We start from the raw sequence: 15,476 nt of genomic DNA on the forward strand, positions 1-15,476 counted from the left end.
GTAAAAAAATTACAACCAACACCGAAGTGCCAGCGAGTTGATCTTGACTGTTGACTGTCTACTGACAATCTTCAATCCAAAAGGAATTGTCTCCGTACCTCCACAAGTGAAGGCAACGGGGTCAATAAATTGGCATTGACAATGTGCACGCTGTTGAGTTCTCAAGGACCAGACGCACTCCCCGCTCGACCCCGAAAAAGGTTCCGCCAGAGAGGCATTCGTTCTTGGTTTGACCACCGGTGTCGTCGGACTCGAGGTCCAGTAGGCTCATCCCCGAGGGGAGAGAACCGGTGGAGTAGTCATCCTAGGCGTCGAAGCCGTCCAGCGCAAGGCCGGATCTGAACTCCAGTGGAGGATGGTCCCGCTTGAGGGCCGACGTGCTCTGGGCTTTCGCTCCAGCCGCTCCGCCGCACCTTTGGGGTGACGAGTAAGAACTATACGCAGCGCTGGACGGGTGCGCCAAGACGGGCCACATCCCGGGCGTGTCGCATCGTGCAACACGTCACCCGGGACGCACGGAAGCCCGGTCCCACACCCGTGGAACCGGGCTTCGCGCGTCCGGGTGGATCAGCCGACGAGGGTCACGCCGGCGAGGGTCTTCTTGCCACGACGGAGCACGAGCACTCCCCCGGGCAGGGCGAGGTCGGACAGCGGGGCCGTCGGGTCGTCGGCTCGGGCGTTGTTCACGTAGACGCCGCCTTGGTCGATGGCACGTCGGGCTTCCCCGAGGGACTTCACCAGCTCGGTCTCGACGAGCGCCTTCGCCAGGTCGGCATCCGGCGCGAGCGAGATCGACCCGGGGAGTTCCGCGATCGCGGACCGGAGCGTGGGTTCGTCGAGCGCCTCCAGGTCACCGTTGCCGAACAACGCCGCCGAGGCATCGATCGCCGCCTGGGTCGCCGGGACGCCGTGCACGATCGACGTCACCTCGAACGCGAGGGTCCGCTGGGCCTCGCGCCGGAACGGTTCATCGGCCACCGCCTGCTCGAGCCGTTCGATCTCGGCCCTCGACAGGAAGGTGAACTTCTGCAGGCGGTCGACGACGTCGGCATCGGTGGTGTTGAGCCAGAACTGGTACAGCGCGTACGGCGACGTCATGTCGGCGTCGAGCCAGATGGCGTTGCCCTCGCTCTTGCCGAACTTCGTGCCGTCGGAGTTCGTGATGAGGGGCGTCCCCATCGCGTGCACCGTGGCACCTTCGGCCCGACGGATGAGCTCCGTCCCCGAGGTCAGGTTGCCCCACTGGTCGGAGCCACCCGTCTGCAGCGTGCACCCGTACTGCCGGAACAGCTCGCGGTAGTCCATCCCCTGCAGGATCTGGTAGCTGAACTCCGTGTAGCTGATCCCGGCGTCCGAGTTGAGCCGGGCAGCGACCGCGTCCTTCTTGAGCATCGAGTTGACGCGGAAGTACTTGCCGACGTCGCGGAGGAAGTCGATCGCGGACATCGGCGACGTCCAGTCGAGGTTGTTCACGAGGCGCACGCCGTTGTCGCCGTCCGGGCTGAGGAACCGCGACACCTGCTCCTGCAAGCGGGCGACCCACTCGGACACGGTCTCGCGGGTGTTCAGGGTGCGCTCCGCGGTGGGCCGCGGATCACCGATCAGGCCGGTCGAACCGCCGACCAGTGCGAGGGGCTTGTGCCCCGCGAGCTGCAGTCGCCGCATCGTCAGGAGCTGGAGCAGGTTGCCGCAGTGCAGTGACGGAGCCGTCGGGTCGAAGCCGCAGTAGTAGGTGATCGGCTCGCCGTCGAGGGCCTCTTTGAGTGCGGTCTCGTCGGTCGAGACGTGCACCAGACCACGCCAGCGCAGTTCGTCCCACACCGAGGCGAAGGTGGGATCGTTCTGCTGGCGTGTCAGGACATCGGGAGCGGTATCACTGGACACCCAGCCATCGTAGCGGCGGCCGGTGACGCACTCGGCACACTGGAGGCCCGGTGCTGGTCCGTCAGTCGAGGGCGCGCTGGTGCCGTCGGTACGTCGAGACCGTGGGCTCACCGGGCAGCCAGAAACGCCAGGGGAAGCCGGCACCGCCGGCGATGCCGGCGACCCCGGTGCGCGGCCCGCGACCGATCAGCGGGTCGGCAGCCAGCCCCGCGAGGACCGCAGCCGGTCCGTCGGAGGCGAGCCGATCCTCCAGGCCGGGTGCCAGGGCGAGCACGTACGGGCCGCGACCGTCCGTGACGGAGGAGCCGTCGTCCGTGCCGAGGACCGCACCGAGCGCGCTGCCGAGGTTGCCGGGTCCACGCGCCAGCTGCACGTCCGACACTGACGGGCCCCGCCGCTCGCGGGCGACGTCGATGCCCTCGACGACCTCGGCACCACGGAGGAGCGATCCGGACGACGTCCCGGCCGGTCCGCTGACGACGTTGACGCACGTGTGGATGCCGTACGAGCGGTACGCGTAGAGGGTGCCGGGCGGGCCGAACAGTTGCCTGTTCCGCTCGGTCATCCCACGGTGCCCGTGTGAACCGGGGTCGGTCGGGCCGAAGTACGCCTCGACCTCGGTGATGCGGATCGTCACGCCTCGACCCGTGAGCGTCGCACCGAGCAGTGCCGGCGCGGAGACCGGTGCCGGCTCCGCCAGGAGCGCGAGGAGGCCCGCCGTCATCGGGTGAAGGGCGCCCCGCTCGCCAGGTCGTGGACACGCTGCGTCAGGCCCGTGAGCTGCTCGGCGACGCGATCCGGGGCCGTCCCGCCGACGCCCGAGCGAGACGACGTGCTGCCCTCGATGGTGAGGACGGCGCGGACGCCGGGGGTGAGGTGCTCGGAGACGGCGAGGTACTCGTCGTCGGACGGGTCGTCGAGCTCGATGCCGCGCTCCTCGCAGTACCGGACCAGGGAGCCCGAGATCTCGTGCGCGTCGCGGAACGGGACGCCCTGGCGGACGAGCCACTCGGCGACGTCGGTCGCGAGCGAGAAGCCCTGCGGTGCCAGGTCGCCCATGCGCTCGGTGTCGAACGTCAGCGTCGCGATCATGCCGGTGAACGCCGGCAGCAGGACCTCGAGCGTGGCGACCGAGTCGAAGACGGGCTCCTTGTCCTCTTGCAGGTCGCGGTTGTACGCGAGCGGGAGGCCCTTGAGCGTGGTCAGGAGGCCGGTCAGGTTGCCGACGAGTCGACCGGACTTGCCGCGTGCCAGCTCGGCGATGTCCGGGTTCTTCTTCTGCGGCATGATGCTCGACCCGGTGGAGAACGCGTCGTGCAACCGCACGAAGCCGAACTCCTTCGTGTTCCAGAGGATGACCTCTTCGGCGAGGCGCGACACGTCGATACCGATCTGCGCCAGGACGAACGCGAACTCCGCGACGGTGTCGCGGGCAGCGGTGGCGTCGATCGAGTTCTCCGCCGGGCGGTCGAACCCGAGCTCGCGGGCGATCGACGCGGGGTCGAGTCCGAGGGAGCTGCCGGCGAGGGCGCCGGCGCCGTACGGGCTGACGCTCGCGCGGGTGGACCAGTCGCGGAGTCGCTCGAGGTCGCGCACCAGGGGCCAGGCGTGTGCGAGGAGGTGGTGCGCGAGGAGCACGGGCTGGGCGTGCTGCAGGTGCGTGCGGCCGGGCATGATCGCCGCCGGGTGTTCGCTCGCCTGCTGGCTGATCGCGTCGACCAGGTCGATCACCAGGCGGCCGATACGGCGCCCGTGGTCGAGCATGTGCATCCGGCCGAGGGTGGCGATCTGGTCGTTCCGGCTGCGGCCGGCGCGGAGCTTGCCCCCGAGCTCGGGGCCGAGGTCGGCGATGAGCAGGCGTTCCAGCGCGCCGTGGACGTCCTCGTCGCTGTCGGCGGGCTGCAGCTCACCCGTGGCGTGTGCCTGCTCCAGGCGGTCGAGGCCGGCGGTCATCTGCTCGAGCTCGTCGGCGGTCAGGTACCCGGCCGTGTGCAGGGCGCGGGCGTGGGCCCGGGAACCGGCGATGTCGTACGGCGCGAGCTGCCAGTCGAAGTGCGTGGACTTCGACAGGGCGGCGAGCTCGGCGCTCGGGCCGTCCGCGAAGCGGGCGCCCCACAATGCGCCGGTGTTCGTGGCGTCGGTCTTGGCGTTCGTCTGGTCCGTCATGTCGTCCTGCGTTCGTCCTTCGGTGGGTCAGTTGGGGCGGTCGCGGCGGGTGCGGCGCGGTCGCCGCGCGGTGTTCAGTTGGCGCGGTCGCGGCGGGCCGCGATGCGGCTCGGGAGCGACCAGATGTCGATGAAGCCCTTCGCCTGCTCCTGGTCGAAGGTGTCGCCCGCGTCGTTCGTCGCGAGCTCGAAGTCGTAGAGACTCTGCTCGGAGCGGCGCCCCGTGACCGTCGCACGGCCACCGTGGAGCTGCAGTCGGACGTCCCCGGACACGTGCTGCTGGGTGTGGTCGATGAACGCGTCGAGACCCCGCTTGAGGCCTCCGAACCAGAGCCCGTCGTAGACCAGCTCGGCCCAGTCGGCCTCGACCCTGCGCTTGTAGCGGGCGACGTCACGCTCGAGGGTGAGGCTCTCGAGTTCCTCGTGCGCGGCGATGAGCGCGATCGCCGCAGGGGCCTCGTACACCTCGCGCGACTTGATGCCCACGAGGCGGTCTTCGAGGACGTCGATGCGACCGACACCGTGCCGGCCGGCCAGGGCGTTCAGCTCCTGGACGATGCGCAGCACGCTGAAGCGCTGACCGTCGATGGCGACCGGGACGCCCTGCTCGAACGTGATCGTGACCTCGTCCGGGTCACGTGGCAGCGTCGGGTCCTGCGTGGACGCGTAGAGGTCCTCGGTCGGGGCGGTCCACGGGTCCTCGAGGGAAGCGGCCTCCACCGCGCGTCCCCACACGTTCTGGTCGACCGAGTCGCTGCGATGGCGGATCGGAAGGCTGTGCGCTTCGGCGTAGGCGATCGCCTCGTCCCTGGTCAGCGCGAGGTCACGGACCGGGGCGATCGACGTCAGCTCGGGGGCGATCGCGGCCACCGCCGCCTCGAAGCGGACCTGGTCGTTGCCCTTCCCGGAGCACCCGTGCGCGACGGTGTCCGCGCCGAGCTGCTTCGCCGTGGCCGCGAGGTGCTTCGCGATGAGCGGGCGGCTCAGGGCGGAGACCAGTGGGTACCGCTTCTGGTAGAGCGCGTTCGCCTTGATCGCGGGCACGACGTACTCGTCGGCGAACTCGTCCTTCGCGTCGATGACCACAGCCTCCACCGCGCCGCAGTCGAGGGCGCGTCGGCGGACCGTCTGCAGGTCGTCACCGCCCTGACCGACGTCGACCGTCAGCGCCACCACGTCCTTGCCGGTGGCCTCGCGCAGCCAGCCGATGCCGACGGACGTGTCGAGTCCGCCGGAGTAGGCCAGGACGACGCGGTCTGCCACGGGTGCTCCTAGGCGCCCGTGTTCGCGGCGGTCGCCGCGGTCGCCGTGTTCGCCGCGGTCGCCGTGTTGGCGGCGAGGAGCCAGGCGAGGAGTGCCTTCTGGGCGTGCAGGCGGTTCTCCGCCTCGTCCCAGATGATGCTGCGCGGACCGTCGATCACGTCGGCGGTGACCTCGTACCCACGGTCGGCCGGCAGGCAGTGCATGAACACGGCGTCGTCCGCTGCGTGCTCCATCATCGCGTCGTCGACGCGGTACCCGTTGAAGGTGTCGAGACGCTGCTGCTTCTCGTCCTCCTTGCCCATCGACACCCAGGTGTCCGTCACGACGACGTCCGCGCCGGCCACGGCGGCGACCGGGTCGCTCACCACGAGCACCGATCCACCGGTCTCGGCAGCCCGGCGTTCGGCGTCCGACACGACGTCGACGGCCGGCGAGAACGCAGCGGGAGAACCGACACGGACGTGCATGCCCGCGGTGGCTCCGGCGAGCAGGTACGACTGCGCCATGTTGCTCGCGCCGTCGCCGACGAAGGCGACCGTCTGTCCGGCGAGTGCACCGCGGTGCTCACGGATCGTCAGGAGGTCGGCGAGCAGCTGGCACGGGTGGAAGTCGTCGGACAAGGCGTTGACGACGGGGACCGTGGTGCCTTCCGCCATCTCCTCGAGTCCGGCCTGACCGTAGGTGCGCCAGACGATGGCCGACACCATGCGCTCGAGCACACGGGCCGTGTCGGACGGGGTCTCCTTGCCGCCGAGCTGGCTGTTCGCCGTCGAGATGATGAGCGGGCTGCCACCCAGGTCGCTGATCCCGACGTGGAAGGACACCCGGGTGCGCGTCGACGACTTGTCGAAGATCACGGCGACGCTCTGCGGGCCCGCGAGCGGCTTCGCGCCCCAGCGGTCGCGCTTCATCCCGACCGCGAGGTCGAGGATGGCGGACTGCTCGGCCTGCGAGAGGTCGTCGTCGCGGAGGAAGTGGCGGGTCATGCGGAGGTCTCCTGGTCGGCGCCCTCGACGGCCGCCATGCTCTGGGCGAGGATCGACAGGAACTCGTCGATCTCGGCGTCGGACACGATGAGCGGCGGCGCGATGCGCAGGCTCGCCTCGTTGGGGGCGTTCACGATGAGACCCCGCTCGAGTGCGGCAGCCGAGATGGCGGCCGCGACGGGGCGGTGCAGCCCGACCCCGATGAGCAGGCCGCGCCCGCGGATCTCCTCGACCAGCGGCGAGGCGATCGCGGCGATGCCCGCACGGATCCGCTCCCCCTTGACCAGGGCGGCGTCGACGAGACCGGCGTCCTCGATCTCGCCGAGGACCGCGTTCGCGACACGGGTGCCGAGCGGGTTGCCACCGAAGGTCGAGCCGTGCTGCCCGGCAGAGAAGAGCTCCGAGGCGCGACCGAAGGTCACGAGCGCCCCGATCGGGAACCCGCCCGCGATGCCCTTCGCGATCGTGATGGCATCGGGGACGACCCCGAGGTGCTGGAACGCGAACCACGACCCCGTCCGGCCGACACCGGTCTGGATCTCGTCGAGGATGAGCAGCGCGCCGTGCTCCTCGGTCAAGCGACGAGCGGCGGCGAGGAACCCGTCTGGAAGGTCGACGACGCCGGCCTCGCCCTTGATCGGCTCGAGGATGAGCGCCGCGACGGTGTCGTCGATCGCGTGCTCGAGCGCCTCGATCGTGGTGTCGACGTGGTCGACCCCCGGGATCATCGGCAGGAAGTCCTCTTGCAGTGCGGGCTTGCCGGTGAGCGCGAGCGCACCCATCGTGCGGCCGTGGAAGCCCTGCTTGAGTGCGAGGATCCGGGTCTTCCGACCATCAGCACCCTTGTTCAGCCGGGCGAGCTTGAACGCGGCCTCGTTCGCCTCGGCACCGGAATTACCGAAGTACACGCGACCCGCGTCGCCGGCGCCGGTGATGCGCTTCAGCCGCTCGGCGAGCTCGAGCTGCGGGGGCGTCGCGAAGTAGTTCGACACGTGCACGAGTTTGGCGGCCTGGTCGGCGATCGCCTCGACGAGGACGGGGTGCGCGTGCCCGAGGGAGTTCACCGCGATACCGGCGAGGAAGTCGAGGTACTCCTTGCCGTCGACGTCCCACACGCGGCAGCCCGACCCGCGCTCGAGCATGACCTTCGGCGGGGTCAGGGATCGCATCAGCGACGCCCCGAACCGGTCGTTCCAGGTCTCGGTCTGCGTCTCGGTGTTCACCGTGCGGGTCCCTTCGTGTTCGTGCCGTGCGTGGTGTCGTGCGTGACCGCCGGGCCGCGTCGGCCGATCTCGGCGTGGGTGTTCTGGTTCTCGGTCCGTCGGCTCGGGTCCGGGATCACCTCGGTGCCCGCGCCACGGAGCGTGAAGACCTCGAGGAGGATCGAGTGCGGGATCCGGCCGTCGATGATCGTCGCGCCGCCGACCCCGCCGACGACGGCGTCCAGGCACGCGGTCATCTTCGGGATCATCCCCGACTCGAGTGTCGGGAGCAGCTCGCGGAGTTCCTCGACCGCGATGAGGTCGATGATCGAGTCCCGGTCCGGCCAGTTGCGGTACAGGCCAGGGACGTCGGTCAGCATCATGAGCTTCGACGCGCCGAGGGCGATCGCGAGCGCTGCCGCTGCGGCGTCGGCGTTCACGTTGAGCGCCTGGTCTGGGTGGGCGTCGTCGATCGCGATGCTCGACACGACGGGGATCTGGTTCGCGCGGATCGCTGCGAGGACGCCGGACGGGTCGACGTGCGTGATGTCACCGACGTGGCCGAGGTCGAAGTGCTCGCCGTCCACGACGACGCCCTTCTTCTCGCCCGTGAACAGTGACCCGCCGTCGCCGAACACCCCGACGCCGATGCCGTCGCCGTGCTCGTTCATCAGGTCGACGATCTCGCGGTTGACCTCTCCGGCGAGGACGTCACGGACGACGGTGATCGCCTCGGTCGTCGTCACGCGGTAGCCGCCGCGGAACTCCGACTGGATGCCCTGTTCCTTGAGCGCTGCGGAGATCTGCGGGCCGCCGCCGTGCACGACGACGGGGTGCAGACCGGCGTAGCGGAGGTAGACCATGTCCTCGGCGAACGCGCGCTTGAGGTCGGCGTTCACCATCGCGTTGCCGCCGAACTTGACGACGACGATCTTGCCCGAGAACCGCTTGAGCCACGGCAGGGACTCGATGAGGGTCGCGGCCTTGACGGTCGCGAGCTCGTGCTCTTCTTCCTTCGAGAGGATGCTGTCGTCGGCCATCAGCTGGAGTACGCGCTGTTCTCGTGGACGTAGTCGTGCGTCAGGTCGTTCGTCAGGATGGTCGCCGCGAACGGCCCCACCCCGAGGTCGATGAGCACGTCGGTGTCACGTGGGGTGAGGTCGACCTCGTCGCTCGGGCGGTCGGGAGCGCCGGCGTGGCAGACCCGGACGCCGTTCATCGAGACGTCGACCGCGTACGGGTCGAACTCGGCGTCGGTCGTGCCGATCGCCGCGAGTACCCGGCCCCAGTTGGGGTCGTTGCCGAACACCGCGGCCTTGAAGAGGTTGTTCCGGGCGACGCTGCGGCCGACCGTGACGGCGTCGTCCTCGCTGGCGGCGCCGACCACGTGGATCGCGATGTCGTGGCTCGCGCCCTCGGCGTCCTGCTGGAGCTGCCGAGCGAGGTCCGCGCAGACCGCTGTCAGGGCTTCCTGGAAGTCGCCGACCTCCGGCGTCACGCCCGAGGCCCCGGACGACATGAGCACGACGGTGTCGTTGGTCGACATGCAGCCGTCGGAGTCGACGCGGTCGAAGGTGACGCGCGTCGCCGCACGGAGCGCCTGGTCGAGATCCTCGGAGCGGAGGAGTGCGTCGGTCGTGATGACGACGAGCATCGTCGCGAGCCCCGGGGCGAGCATCCCGGCGCCCTTGGCCATGCCGCCGACGGTCCAGCCGTCTTCCGTGGCGACGGCCTGCTTCGCCTTGGTGTCGGTCGTCATGATCGCGGTCGCGGCGTCAGGGCCGCCGGTCTCGGTCAGAGCGTCCTTCGTGAGCGCGACGCCGTGCAGCACGTGGTCGCGGAACGTCTGGTCGCCGACGCCGATCAACCCGGTCGAGCAGACGACGACGTCGCCGGCTCCGATGCCGAGTGACTCGCCGACCGCTTCTGCGGTCATGTGGGTGGTCTGGAACCCGAACGGTCCGGTGAAGCAGTTCGCGCCGCCGGAGTTGAGGAACACCGCCCTCGCGATGCCGTCGCCGACGACCTGGCGGGACCAGATCACCGGATGGGCCTGTGCGCGATTGCTGGTGAACACCGCGGCGACGGCCGATTCTGGACCGTCGTTCACGACGAGTGCCACGTCCGGCGTTCCGCTCGCCTTGAGTCCGGCGGTCGCGCCGGCGGCGCGGAAGCCGGCAGCAGCGGTCACGCCCTGCAGATCGGGTCCGGCCTGGAGGCTCGGTTCGGCCTGGCCCTGCTTGCTCGCGTCCGTCACGGTGCGACTCCGTCCACGCTGAGGCCGAGTGTCTCCGGCAGGCCGAGGGCGATGTTCGCCGACTGCACCGCGGCGCCGCCGGTCCCCTTGGCGAGGTTGTCGAGGGCGCTGACCGCGACGACACGGCCGGCGGCTTCGTCGACGGCGATGCCGACGAGCGCGGTGTTCGCACCGATGGTGTCCGCGACCCGCGGGAATTCACCCTCGGGCAGCAGGTGCACGAACGGCTCGTCCGCGTACGCCTGCTCCCAGGCGAGGCGGACGTCACGTGCGGTGACGCCGGGCGCGAGCTTGGCGGTCGTCGTCGCGAGGATGCCACGGGACATCGGCACGAGGACCGGCGTGAAGGAGATGGTCACGTCCGAGGCCCCTGCCGCGCGCAGGTTCTGCTGGATCTCCGGGATGTGCCGGTGCTTCCCGCCGACGGCGTACGCGCTGGCAGAGCCCATGATCTCCGACGCGAGGTAGGTCGTCGCGAGCTTCTTGCCCGCCCCCGACGGCCCGACGCTGAGCACCGCCACGATGTCGTCCGCCTGGACGAGACCGGCCTGGACGCCCGGCTGGATGCCGAGCGTGACCGCGGTGACGTTGCATCCGGGAACGGCGATCCGCTTGGTGTTCGCGAGCTCGACCCGCTGCCGACCCTGCGCGACGATGTCGTCGACGTCGCGCCATTCCTCTGCTGACCCCGGCTTCGGCGCTGCGTGCAGGAGTTCCGGCAGCCCGTAGGTCCACGCGCCGAAGTAGTCGCCGCCGTAGAACGCTTCCCAGGCCGCCGGGTCCGTCAGCCGGTGATCGGCGCCGCAGTCGACGACGAGCGTGTCCGCGTCGAGCTCCGCCGTGATCGCGCCGGACTGTCCGTGCGGCAGCGCCAGGAACACCACGTCGTGCCCGCGGAGGTTCTCCGCCGTCGTCTCGATCAACGTCAGGTGCGACAGCGAACGGAGGTGGGGCTGCGTCGCGATGAGCGGCTGTCCGGCGTTCGAGAACGCCGTCACCGTCCTGACGTCGAACTCGGGATGTGCGGAGAGGATGCGCAGCAGCTCACCGCCCGCGTAGCCGCTGGCTCCCGCCACGGCGACGGATACGGACATGGGATTCCACCTTAGGTCGGACTGTTCGTCGAGAGATCGGAGGCGGCGGCCCCGGGCGGTGCTGGTCCCAGTGGGATCAGTCGCGCAGGGTCGCCCCGAATCGCTCGCCGGCACGTCGGACGGCGCCGTCACGGGCCTCAGAGGCCTCGGCAGCGGTCAGGGTGCGGTCCGTGGCACGGAAGCGCAGCGCGAACGTCAGGGACTTCTGTCCCTCGTCCACGCCGGAGCCCCGGTAGTCATCCACGAGGCGAGCATACTCCAACAGTTCTCCGGCACCAGTCCGGACGACGTCGAGCACATCACCCGCCGGAACGTCGATGCCGACCACCAACGAGAGGTCCTGCGTCGCCGCCGGGTAGGTCACGATCGGTGCGACGGCGGGGATCTCGGGCACGGCTCCGACGAGTGCGTCGAGGTCGAGCTCGACGACCGCGACGACCCGGGGCAGGTCCGCAGCGGCGGTCAGCTCGGGCAGGAGCTCCCCCGCGACACCGACGACGACGTCACCGACGAGCAGCGACGCCGCACGGCCGGGGTGCAGCGACGGGTGCGTGGTCTGCGCGACCGTGAGCTCGGTGCCGGCTGCCCACGCCGCGGTGCGTGCGACGTCGAGGGCGTCCGCGATGCCGAACGGCTCCGGTTGCACGCCGGGCTGCTTGACGACGCGGTTCCCGGTGAGGAGCGCTGACACGTGGAACGGCTGCGCCGGCAGTGCGGCGTCGAGCGCACGGAGCGTCTCTGCGCCGGGGTGCGCGGCTCCGGCCGGGACCGCGGTGGTGCCGAGCTCGGTGCCGTCGACCGGCAGGAACACGCGTGAGGTCTCGTACACGGCGACGTCGACGAGCCCGCGGGACACGTTGCGGCGCGCGACGTCGACGAGCGCGGGGAGACCGCTCCGGCGGAGGAGGCTCTGCTCGCTGTCGAGGGCGTTCGCGAGCGCGACGCTCGGTCCGCCGGCCGGGTCGATCCCCGGGTAGGCGGCGGTCGTCGCTGCGGACACGAACGGAGCCGTGACGACCTCGACGAGGCCGTCGGCAGCGAGCGCTGCGGCGACGCGACGGAGTGCCTTCTGGTGTGTCGTGAGGCCGCGTCCGGGCGGAGCGACGGGCAGGACGCTCGGGATGCGGTCGTAGCCGACGATGCGGGCGACCTCTTCCACCAGCGTGGTGTCGTCGGTGAGGTCCGGGCGCCAGGTGGGTGCCGTGACGACGAGCTGCTCGCCGTCGGCCTCCACCGAGGCACCGATCGCGCGCAGCGTGTCGATGACCTCGGCGTCCGTGTAGGGGACGCCGATGAGTTCCTCGGCGCGGGACAGCCGCATCGTGACGGCCGGGCGGGACGCGTCGTCGACGAGCGTCGACCCGAGGGCGTCCGCCGTGCCGCCGGCGAGCTCGACGAGGAGCTCGACGGCACGGTTGGCAGCGGCTTCGGCGACGAGCGGGTCGACACCGCGCTCGAACCGCCGGGACGCCTCGCTCGGGAGCTTGTGCCGACGGGCGGTGCGTGCGATCGACACCTGGTCGAAGCCGGCGGCCTCGATCAGGACGTCGGTGGTCGACGCCGTGATCTCGGTGCGGGCGCCGCCCATCACCCCGGCGAGGCCGACGGGGCCCTGGTCGTCGGTGATGACGAGGTCTTCCGGGTCGAGCTTCCTGGTGACGTCGTCGAGCGTGGTCAGGGTCTCCCCCGCGGCCGCACGACGGACGCCGAGCCCGCCGACGACCGTCGACAGGTCGTACCCGTGCAGCGGCTGGCCGAGCTCGAACATGACGTAGTTCGTGATGTCGACGGGCAGCGAGATCGAGCGCACACCCGCGAGGGCCAGTCGAGACACCATCCAGGCCGGTGTCGGCCGGGTGGCGTCGACACCGCGGACCACCCGGGTCACGAACGTGCTCGCACCGACGCGGCCGCGGATCGGGGCGTCGTCGGAGATCGACACCGTGAAGCCCTCGCCGCTGCGGGGAGCGACGCGGTCGACGGGGTCGTGGAACGAGGCACCGGTGGCGTGCGCGTACTCCCGTGCGACACCGCGCATGCTCAGGGCGTACCCACGGTCCGGCGTCACGTTGATCTCGACGGCGGCGTCGTCGAGGCCGAGGAGCGCGATCGCGTCCTGTCCGACCTGCGGCTCCATCCCGAGTTCCGCGAAGCGCAGGATGCCGTCGTGCTCGTCGCCGAGTCCGAGCTCGCGCGCCGAGGCGATCATGCCGTCGGACACGTGGCCGTAGGTCTTGCGCGCGGCGATCGGGAACGGTCCGGGGAGCACGGCACCGGGGAGCGTGACGACGACGAGGTCGCCCACGTCGAAGTTGTGCGCGCCGCAGACGATGCCGCGGGGCTCGGACTCGCCGACGTCCACCTGGCACCAGTTGATGGTCTTGCCGTTCTTCTGCGGCTCCGGGACGCGCTCGAGCACCCGACCGACCACGACGGGCCCGGTCAGGTCGAACGTGTGGACCGCTTCTTCTTCGAAACCGACCGACACCAGCGCCGCGTGGACGTGCTCGAGGGTGACGTCCTCGGGGAGGTCGACCGACTCACCGAGCCAACGGAGTGGGACGCGCATCAGACCACCGTTCCGAACTGCTGCGAGAAGCGGAGGTCGCCCTCGAGGAAGTCACGCATGTCGTTCAGGCCGTTGCGGAACTGCAGGGTCCGCTCGATGCCCATGCCGAACGCGAAGCCCTGGTACTCGTCGGGATCGATGCCGGCGGAGCGCAGGACGTTCGGGTTGACCATGCCGCAGCCGCCCCACTCGACCCACCGTGCGCCACCCTTGGCGTTCGGCTGCCAGACGTCCATCTCGGCGGACGGCTCGGTGAACGGGAAGTAGTTCGGACGCAGACGGATCTGTGCCTCCGCGCCGAAGACCTGGCGCGCGAAGTGCTCCAGCGTGCCGCGCAGGTGCGCCATCGTCAGACCCTTGTCGATCGCGATGCCCTCGACCTGGGTGAACACCGGCAGGTGCGTCGCGTCGAGCTCGTCCGCGCGGTACACGCGCCCGGGAGCGATGACGTAGAGCGGCAGTTCGCGCGACAGCAGCGACCGCACCTGCACCGGCGAGGTGTGGGTGCGCATCACGAGGTGCCGGTCCACTGGTTCGACGAAGATCGTGTCGGCCATGGCGCGCGCGGGGTGGTCCTCGTCGAAGTTCAGCGCGTCGAAGTTGAACCACTCGTGCTCGAGCTCCGGGCCTTCTGCCACTTCCCACCCCATGCCGACGAAGATGTCAGCGACGGCTTCGTTCAGGAGCGAGAGCGGGTGGCGGGAGCCGGGCGTACGGGTGGACGGCAGCGCGGTCACGTCGACGCGTTCGGCCTCGAGCCTGGAACGCTCCTCGGCCTCGGCCAGCACGGACTCCTGCTCGGCGACCGCACCGTTCACGCGGCCCCGCGCCTGCCCGACGAGCTTGCCGGCCTGGGCCTTCTGCTCCGGCGGCACACTGCGCATCGAGGCGTTCATGCGCGCGAGCACGGACTGTTCGCCCGTGTGCTCGGCCCTGGCCTGCTTCAGTTCGGCGACCGTCGTCGCGGCGCGGACTGCAGCGAGGGCCGCGTCGACCGCGTCGGCGACCGCCGATTCGCTGATCTCGAGAGGTTCTGACACAGCAACCGATCCTACCGGCCCCTGGGATACCGCCGTTCTGTCCTGCACGGTCCGTGAACAGAGCGGCCCCCAGACCGATTGCGGAGGACTAGGCGGTCCGGAGCGCGAACGCCGACTCGTACAGGCAGACCGACGCCGCGGTGGCGAGGTTCATCGACTCGGCCGCGCCGTAGATCGGGACCTTGACGGCCCGGTCGACCAGTGCCAGGTCCTCGGCGGTGAGGCCGCGGGCCTCGTTCCCGAAGACCCACGCGGTCGGTCCGTCGAGCAGCCCCTCCGCGCGGACCTGCGGGAGGTCGTCGCCCGAGACGTCGGCGGCCAGGATCGTGTACCCGAGCGCGCGCGCACGGGACACGGCGTCGACGAGCGAGACGCCGACCGACACCGGCACGTGGAAGAGGGACCCGGTCGTCGAGCGGACCACCTTCGGGTTGTACGGGTCGACGCTGCGGCCGGTCAGGACGACCGCGTCCGCGCCGGCGGAGTCGGCGGCGCGGATGATCGTGCCGGCGTTCCCCGGGTCCCGCACCTCTTCGAGGATCGCGACCAGTCCCGGCAACGGACGGTTCGTGGCTGGGTCGACCCGAGCCTCCAGGCCGACGCCGACGGAACCGGTCGCACCGGGGTCGGGGAAGACCTGCCGGACCGACGTCGGGAACTGCTGGCAGACCGCGACGACGCCCTGCGGGGTGACCGTGTCGGCCATCGCGGCGAGCACCTGCTCGGTGACGAACCAGGTGTCCACCGGCGCGTCGTGCAGGTCGTACCGCTCTGCTGCGGTCGGCGTGACGTAGAGCTCGCGGAGGAGCTCCGGCGCGTACTCGATCGCCTCGCGGACGGCCTGCGGCCCCTCGAGCAGGAACAGGCCCGTCTCGGCACGCTGGTCCTTCTTGGACAGGGCGGCGACGGCCTTGACGCGGCCGGCACGGGGGTTCTCGAGGAGATCAGTCACGCCACAAGTGTCGCAGCATGCACGAAGCCCCCGGTCCGCGGACGGAACGGGGGCTTCGGTGAGG

General features: G+C 70.4%; 12 protein-coding genes. All 12 read right to left on the bottom strand.

Annotated elements, in window-relative coordinates; translation table 11 throughout:
• Positions 1 to 567: 567 nt before the first annotated feature.
• Positions 568 to 1,884: a tyrosine--tRNA ligase gene (gene tyrS / locus ACIPJ2_RS00005; protein WP_402727041.1), complete on the bottom strand. Its 1,317-nt coding sequence runs from the start codon at positions 1,882 to 1,884 to the stop codon at positions 568 to 570.
• Positions 1,885 to 1,945: 61 nt separating this feature from the next.
• The gene (locus tag ACIPJ2_RS00010) at positions 1,946 to 2,608 is read right to left on the bottom strand and encodes a DNA-3-methyladenine glycosylase (RefSeq protein WP_402727042.1); all 663 of its coding nucleotides are present in this window, start codon (positions 2,606 to 2,608) and stop codon (positions 1,946 to 1,948) included.
• On the bottom strand, positions 2,605 to 4,050 hold the full coding sequence (argH, locus tag ACIPJ2_RS00015) for an argininosuccinate lyase (RefSeq protein WP_402727043.1): 1,446 nt from the start codon (positions 4,048 to 4,050) through the stop codon (positions 2,605 to 2,607). Before argH ends, ACIPJ2_RS00010 begins: the two co-directional genes overlap by 4 nt.
• A 74-nt stretch (positions 4,051 to 4,124) precedes the next feature.
• A complete protein-coding gene (locus tag ACIPJ2_RS00020) occupies positions 4,125 to 5,312 on the bottom strand; it encodes an argininosuccinate synthase (protein WP_402727044.1) in 1,188 nt (395 codons plus the stop codon).
• Between the two features lie 8 nt (positions 5,313 to 5,320).
• Complete coding sequence (argF, locus tag ACIPJ2_RS00025) at positions 5,321 to 6,298, bottom strand: ornithine carbamoyltransferase (RefSeq protein ID WP_402727045.1); 978 nt, start codon at positions 6,296 to 6,298, stop codon at positions 5,321 to 5,323.
• Complete coding sequence (locus ACIPJ2_RS00030; RefSeq protein WP_402727046.1) at positions 6,295 to 7,521, bottom strand: acetylornithine transaminase; 1,227 nt, start codon at positions 7,519 to 7,521, stop codon at positions 6,295 to 6,297. Before ACIPJ2_RS00030 ends, argF begins: the two co-directional genes overlap by 4 nt.
• A complete protein-coding gene (gene argB / locus ACIPJ2_RS00035; protein WP_402727047.1) occupies positions 7,518 to 8,540 on the bottom strand; it encodes an acetylglutamate kinase in 1,023 nt (340 codons plus the stop codon). Before argB ends, ACIPJ2_RS00030 begins: the two co-directional genes overlap by 4 nt.
• Positions 8,540 to 9,700 carry a bifunctional glutamate N-acetyltransferase/amino-acid acetyltransferase ArgJ gene (argJ, locus tag ACIPJ2_RS00040; protein WP_402728291.1) on the bottom strand — a complete coding sequence of 387 codons (1,161 nt, stop codon included), beginning with the start codon at positions 9,698 to 9,700 and terminating at the stop codon, positions 8,540 to 8,542. The genes argB and argJ overlap by 1 nt, the downstream gene beginning before the upstream one ends.
• 53 nt (positions 9,701 to 9,753) lie before the next feature.
• On the bottom strand, positions 9,754 to 10,851 hold the full coding sequence (locus ACIPJ2_RS00045; RefSeq protein WP_402727048.1) for an N-acetyl-gamma-glutamyl-phosphate reductase: 1,098 nt from the start codon (positions 10,849 to 10,851) through the stop codon (positions 9,754 to 9,756).
• Between the two features lie 76 nt (positions 10,852 to 10,927).
• Positions 10,928 to 13,420, bottom strand: coding sequence for a phenylalanine--tRNA ligase subunit beta (gene pheT / locus ACIPJ2_RS00050; protein WP_402727049.1), 2,493 nt, complete (start codon positions 13,418 to 13,420; stop codon positions 10,928 to 10,930).
• Positions 13,420 to 14,460: a phenylalanine--tRNA ligase subunit alpha gene (pheS, locus tag ACIPJ2_RS00055; RefSeq protein WP_402727050.1), complete on the bottom strand. Its 1,041-nt coding sequence runs from the start codon at positions 14,458 to 14,460 to the stop codon at positions 13,420 to 13,422. Before pheS ends, pheT begins: the two co-directional genes overlap by 1 nt.
• A gap of 88 nt (positions 14,461 to 14,548) precedes the next feature.
• Entirely contained in the window at positions 14,549 to 15,412 is an 864-nt protein-coding gene (locus ACIPJ2_RS00060) for a TrmH family RNA methyltransferase (protein ID WP_402727051.1), read from the bottom strand.
• Positions 15,413 to 15,476 lie beyond the last annotated feature (64 nt).

This window comes from Curtobacterium sp. NPDC090217 (assembly GCF_044746705.1).
Lineage (GTDB): Bacteria > Actinomycetota > Actinomycetes > Actinomycetales > Microbacteriaceae > Curtobacterium.

Bases quoted from the DNA above. Each gene is read 5' to 3' on its own strand.
- ACIPJ2_RS00045 (WP_402727048.1), bottom strand. From the start codon at position 10,851: ATGTCCGTATCCGTCGCCGTGGCGGGAGCCAGCGGCTACGCGGGCGGT.
- pheT (WP_402727049.1), bottom strand. From the start codon at position 13,420: ATGCGCGTCCCACTCCGTTGGCTCGGTGAGTCGGTCGACCTCCCCGAG.
- argB (WP_402727047.1), bottom strand. From the start codon at position 8,540: ATGGCCGACGACAGCATCCTCTCGAAGGAAGAAGAGCACGAGCTCGCG.
- argH (WP_402727043.1), bottom strand. From the start codon at position 4,050: ATGACGGACCAGACGAACGCCAAGACCGACGCCACGAACACCGGCGCA.
- ACIPJ2_RS00010 (WP_402727042.1), bottom strand. From the start codon at position 2,608: ATGACGGCGGGCCTCCTCGCGCTCCTGGCGGAGCCGGCACCGGTCTCC.
- argF (WP_402727045.1), bottom strand. From the start codon at position 6,298: ATGACCCGCCACTTCCTCCGCGACGACGACCTCTCGCAGGCCGAGCAG.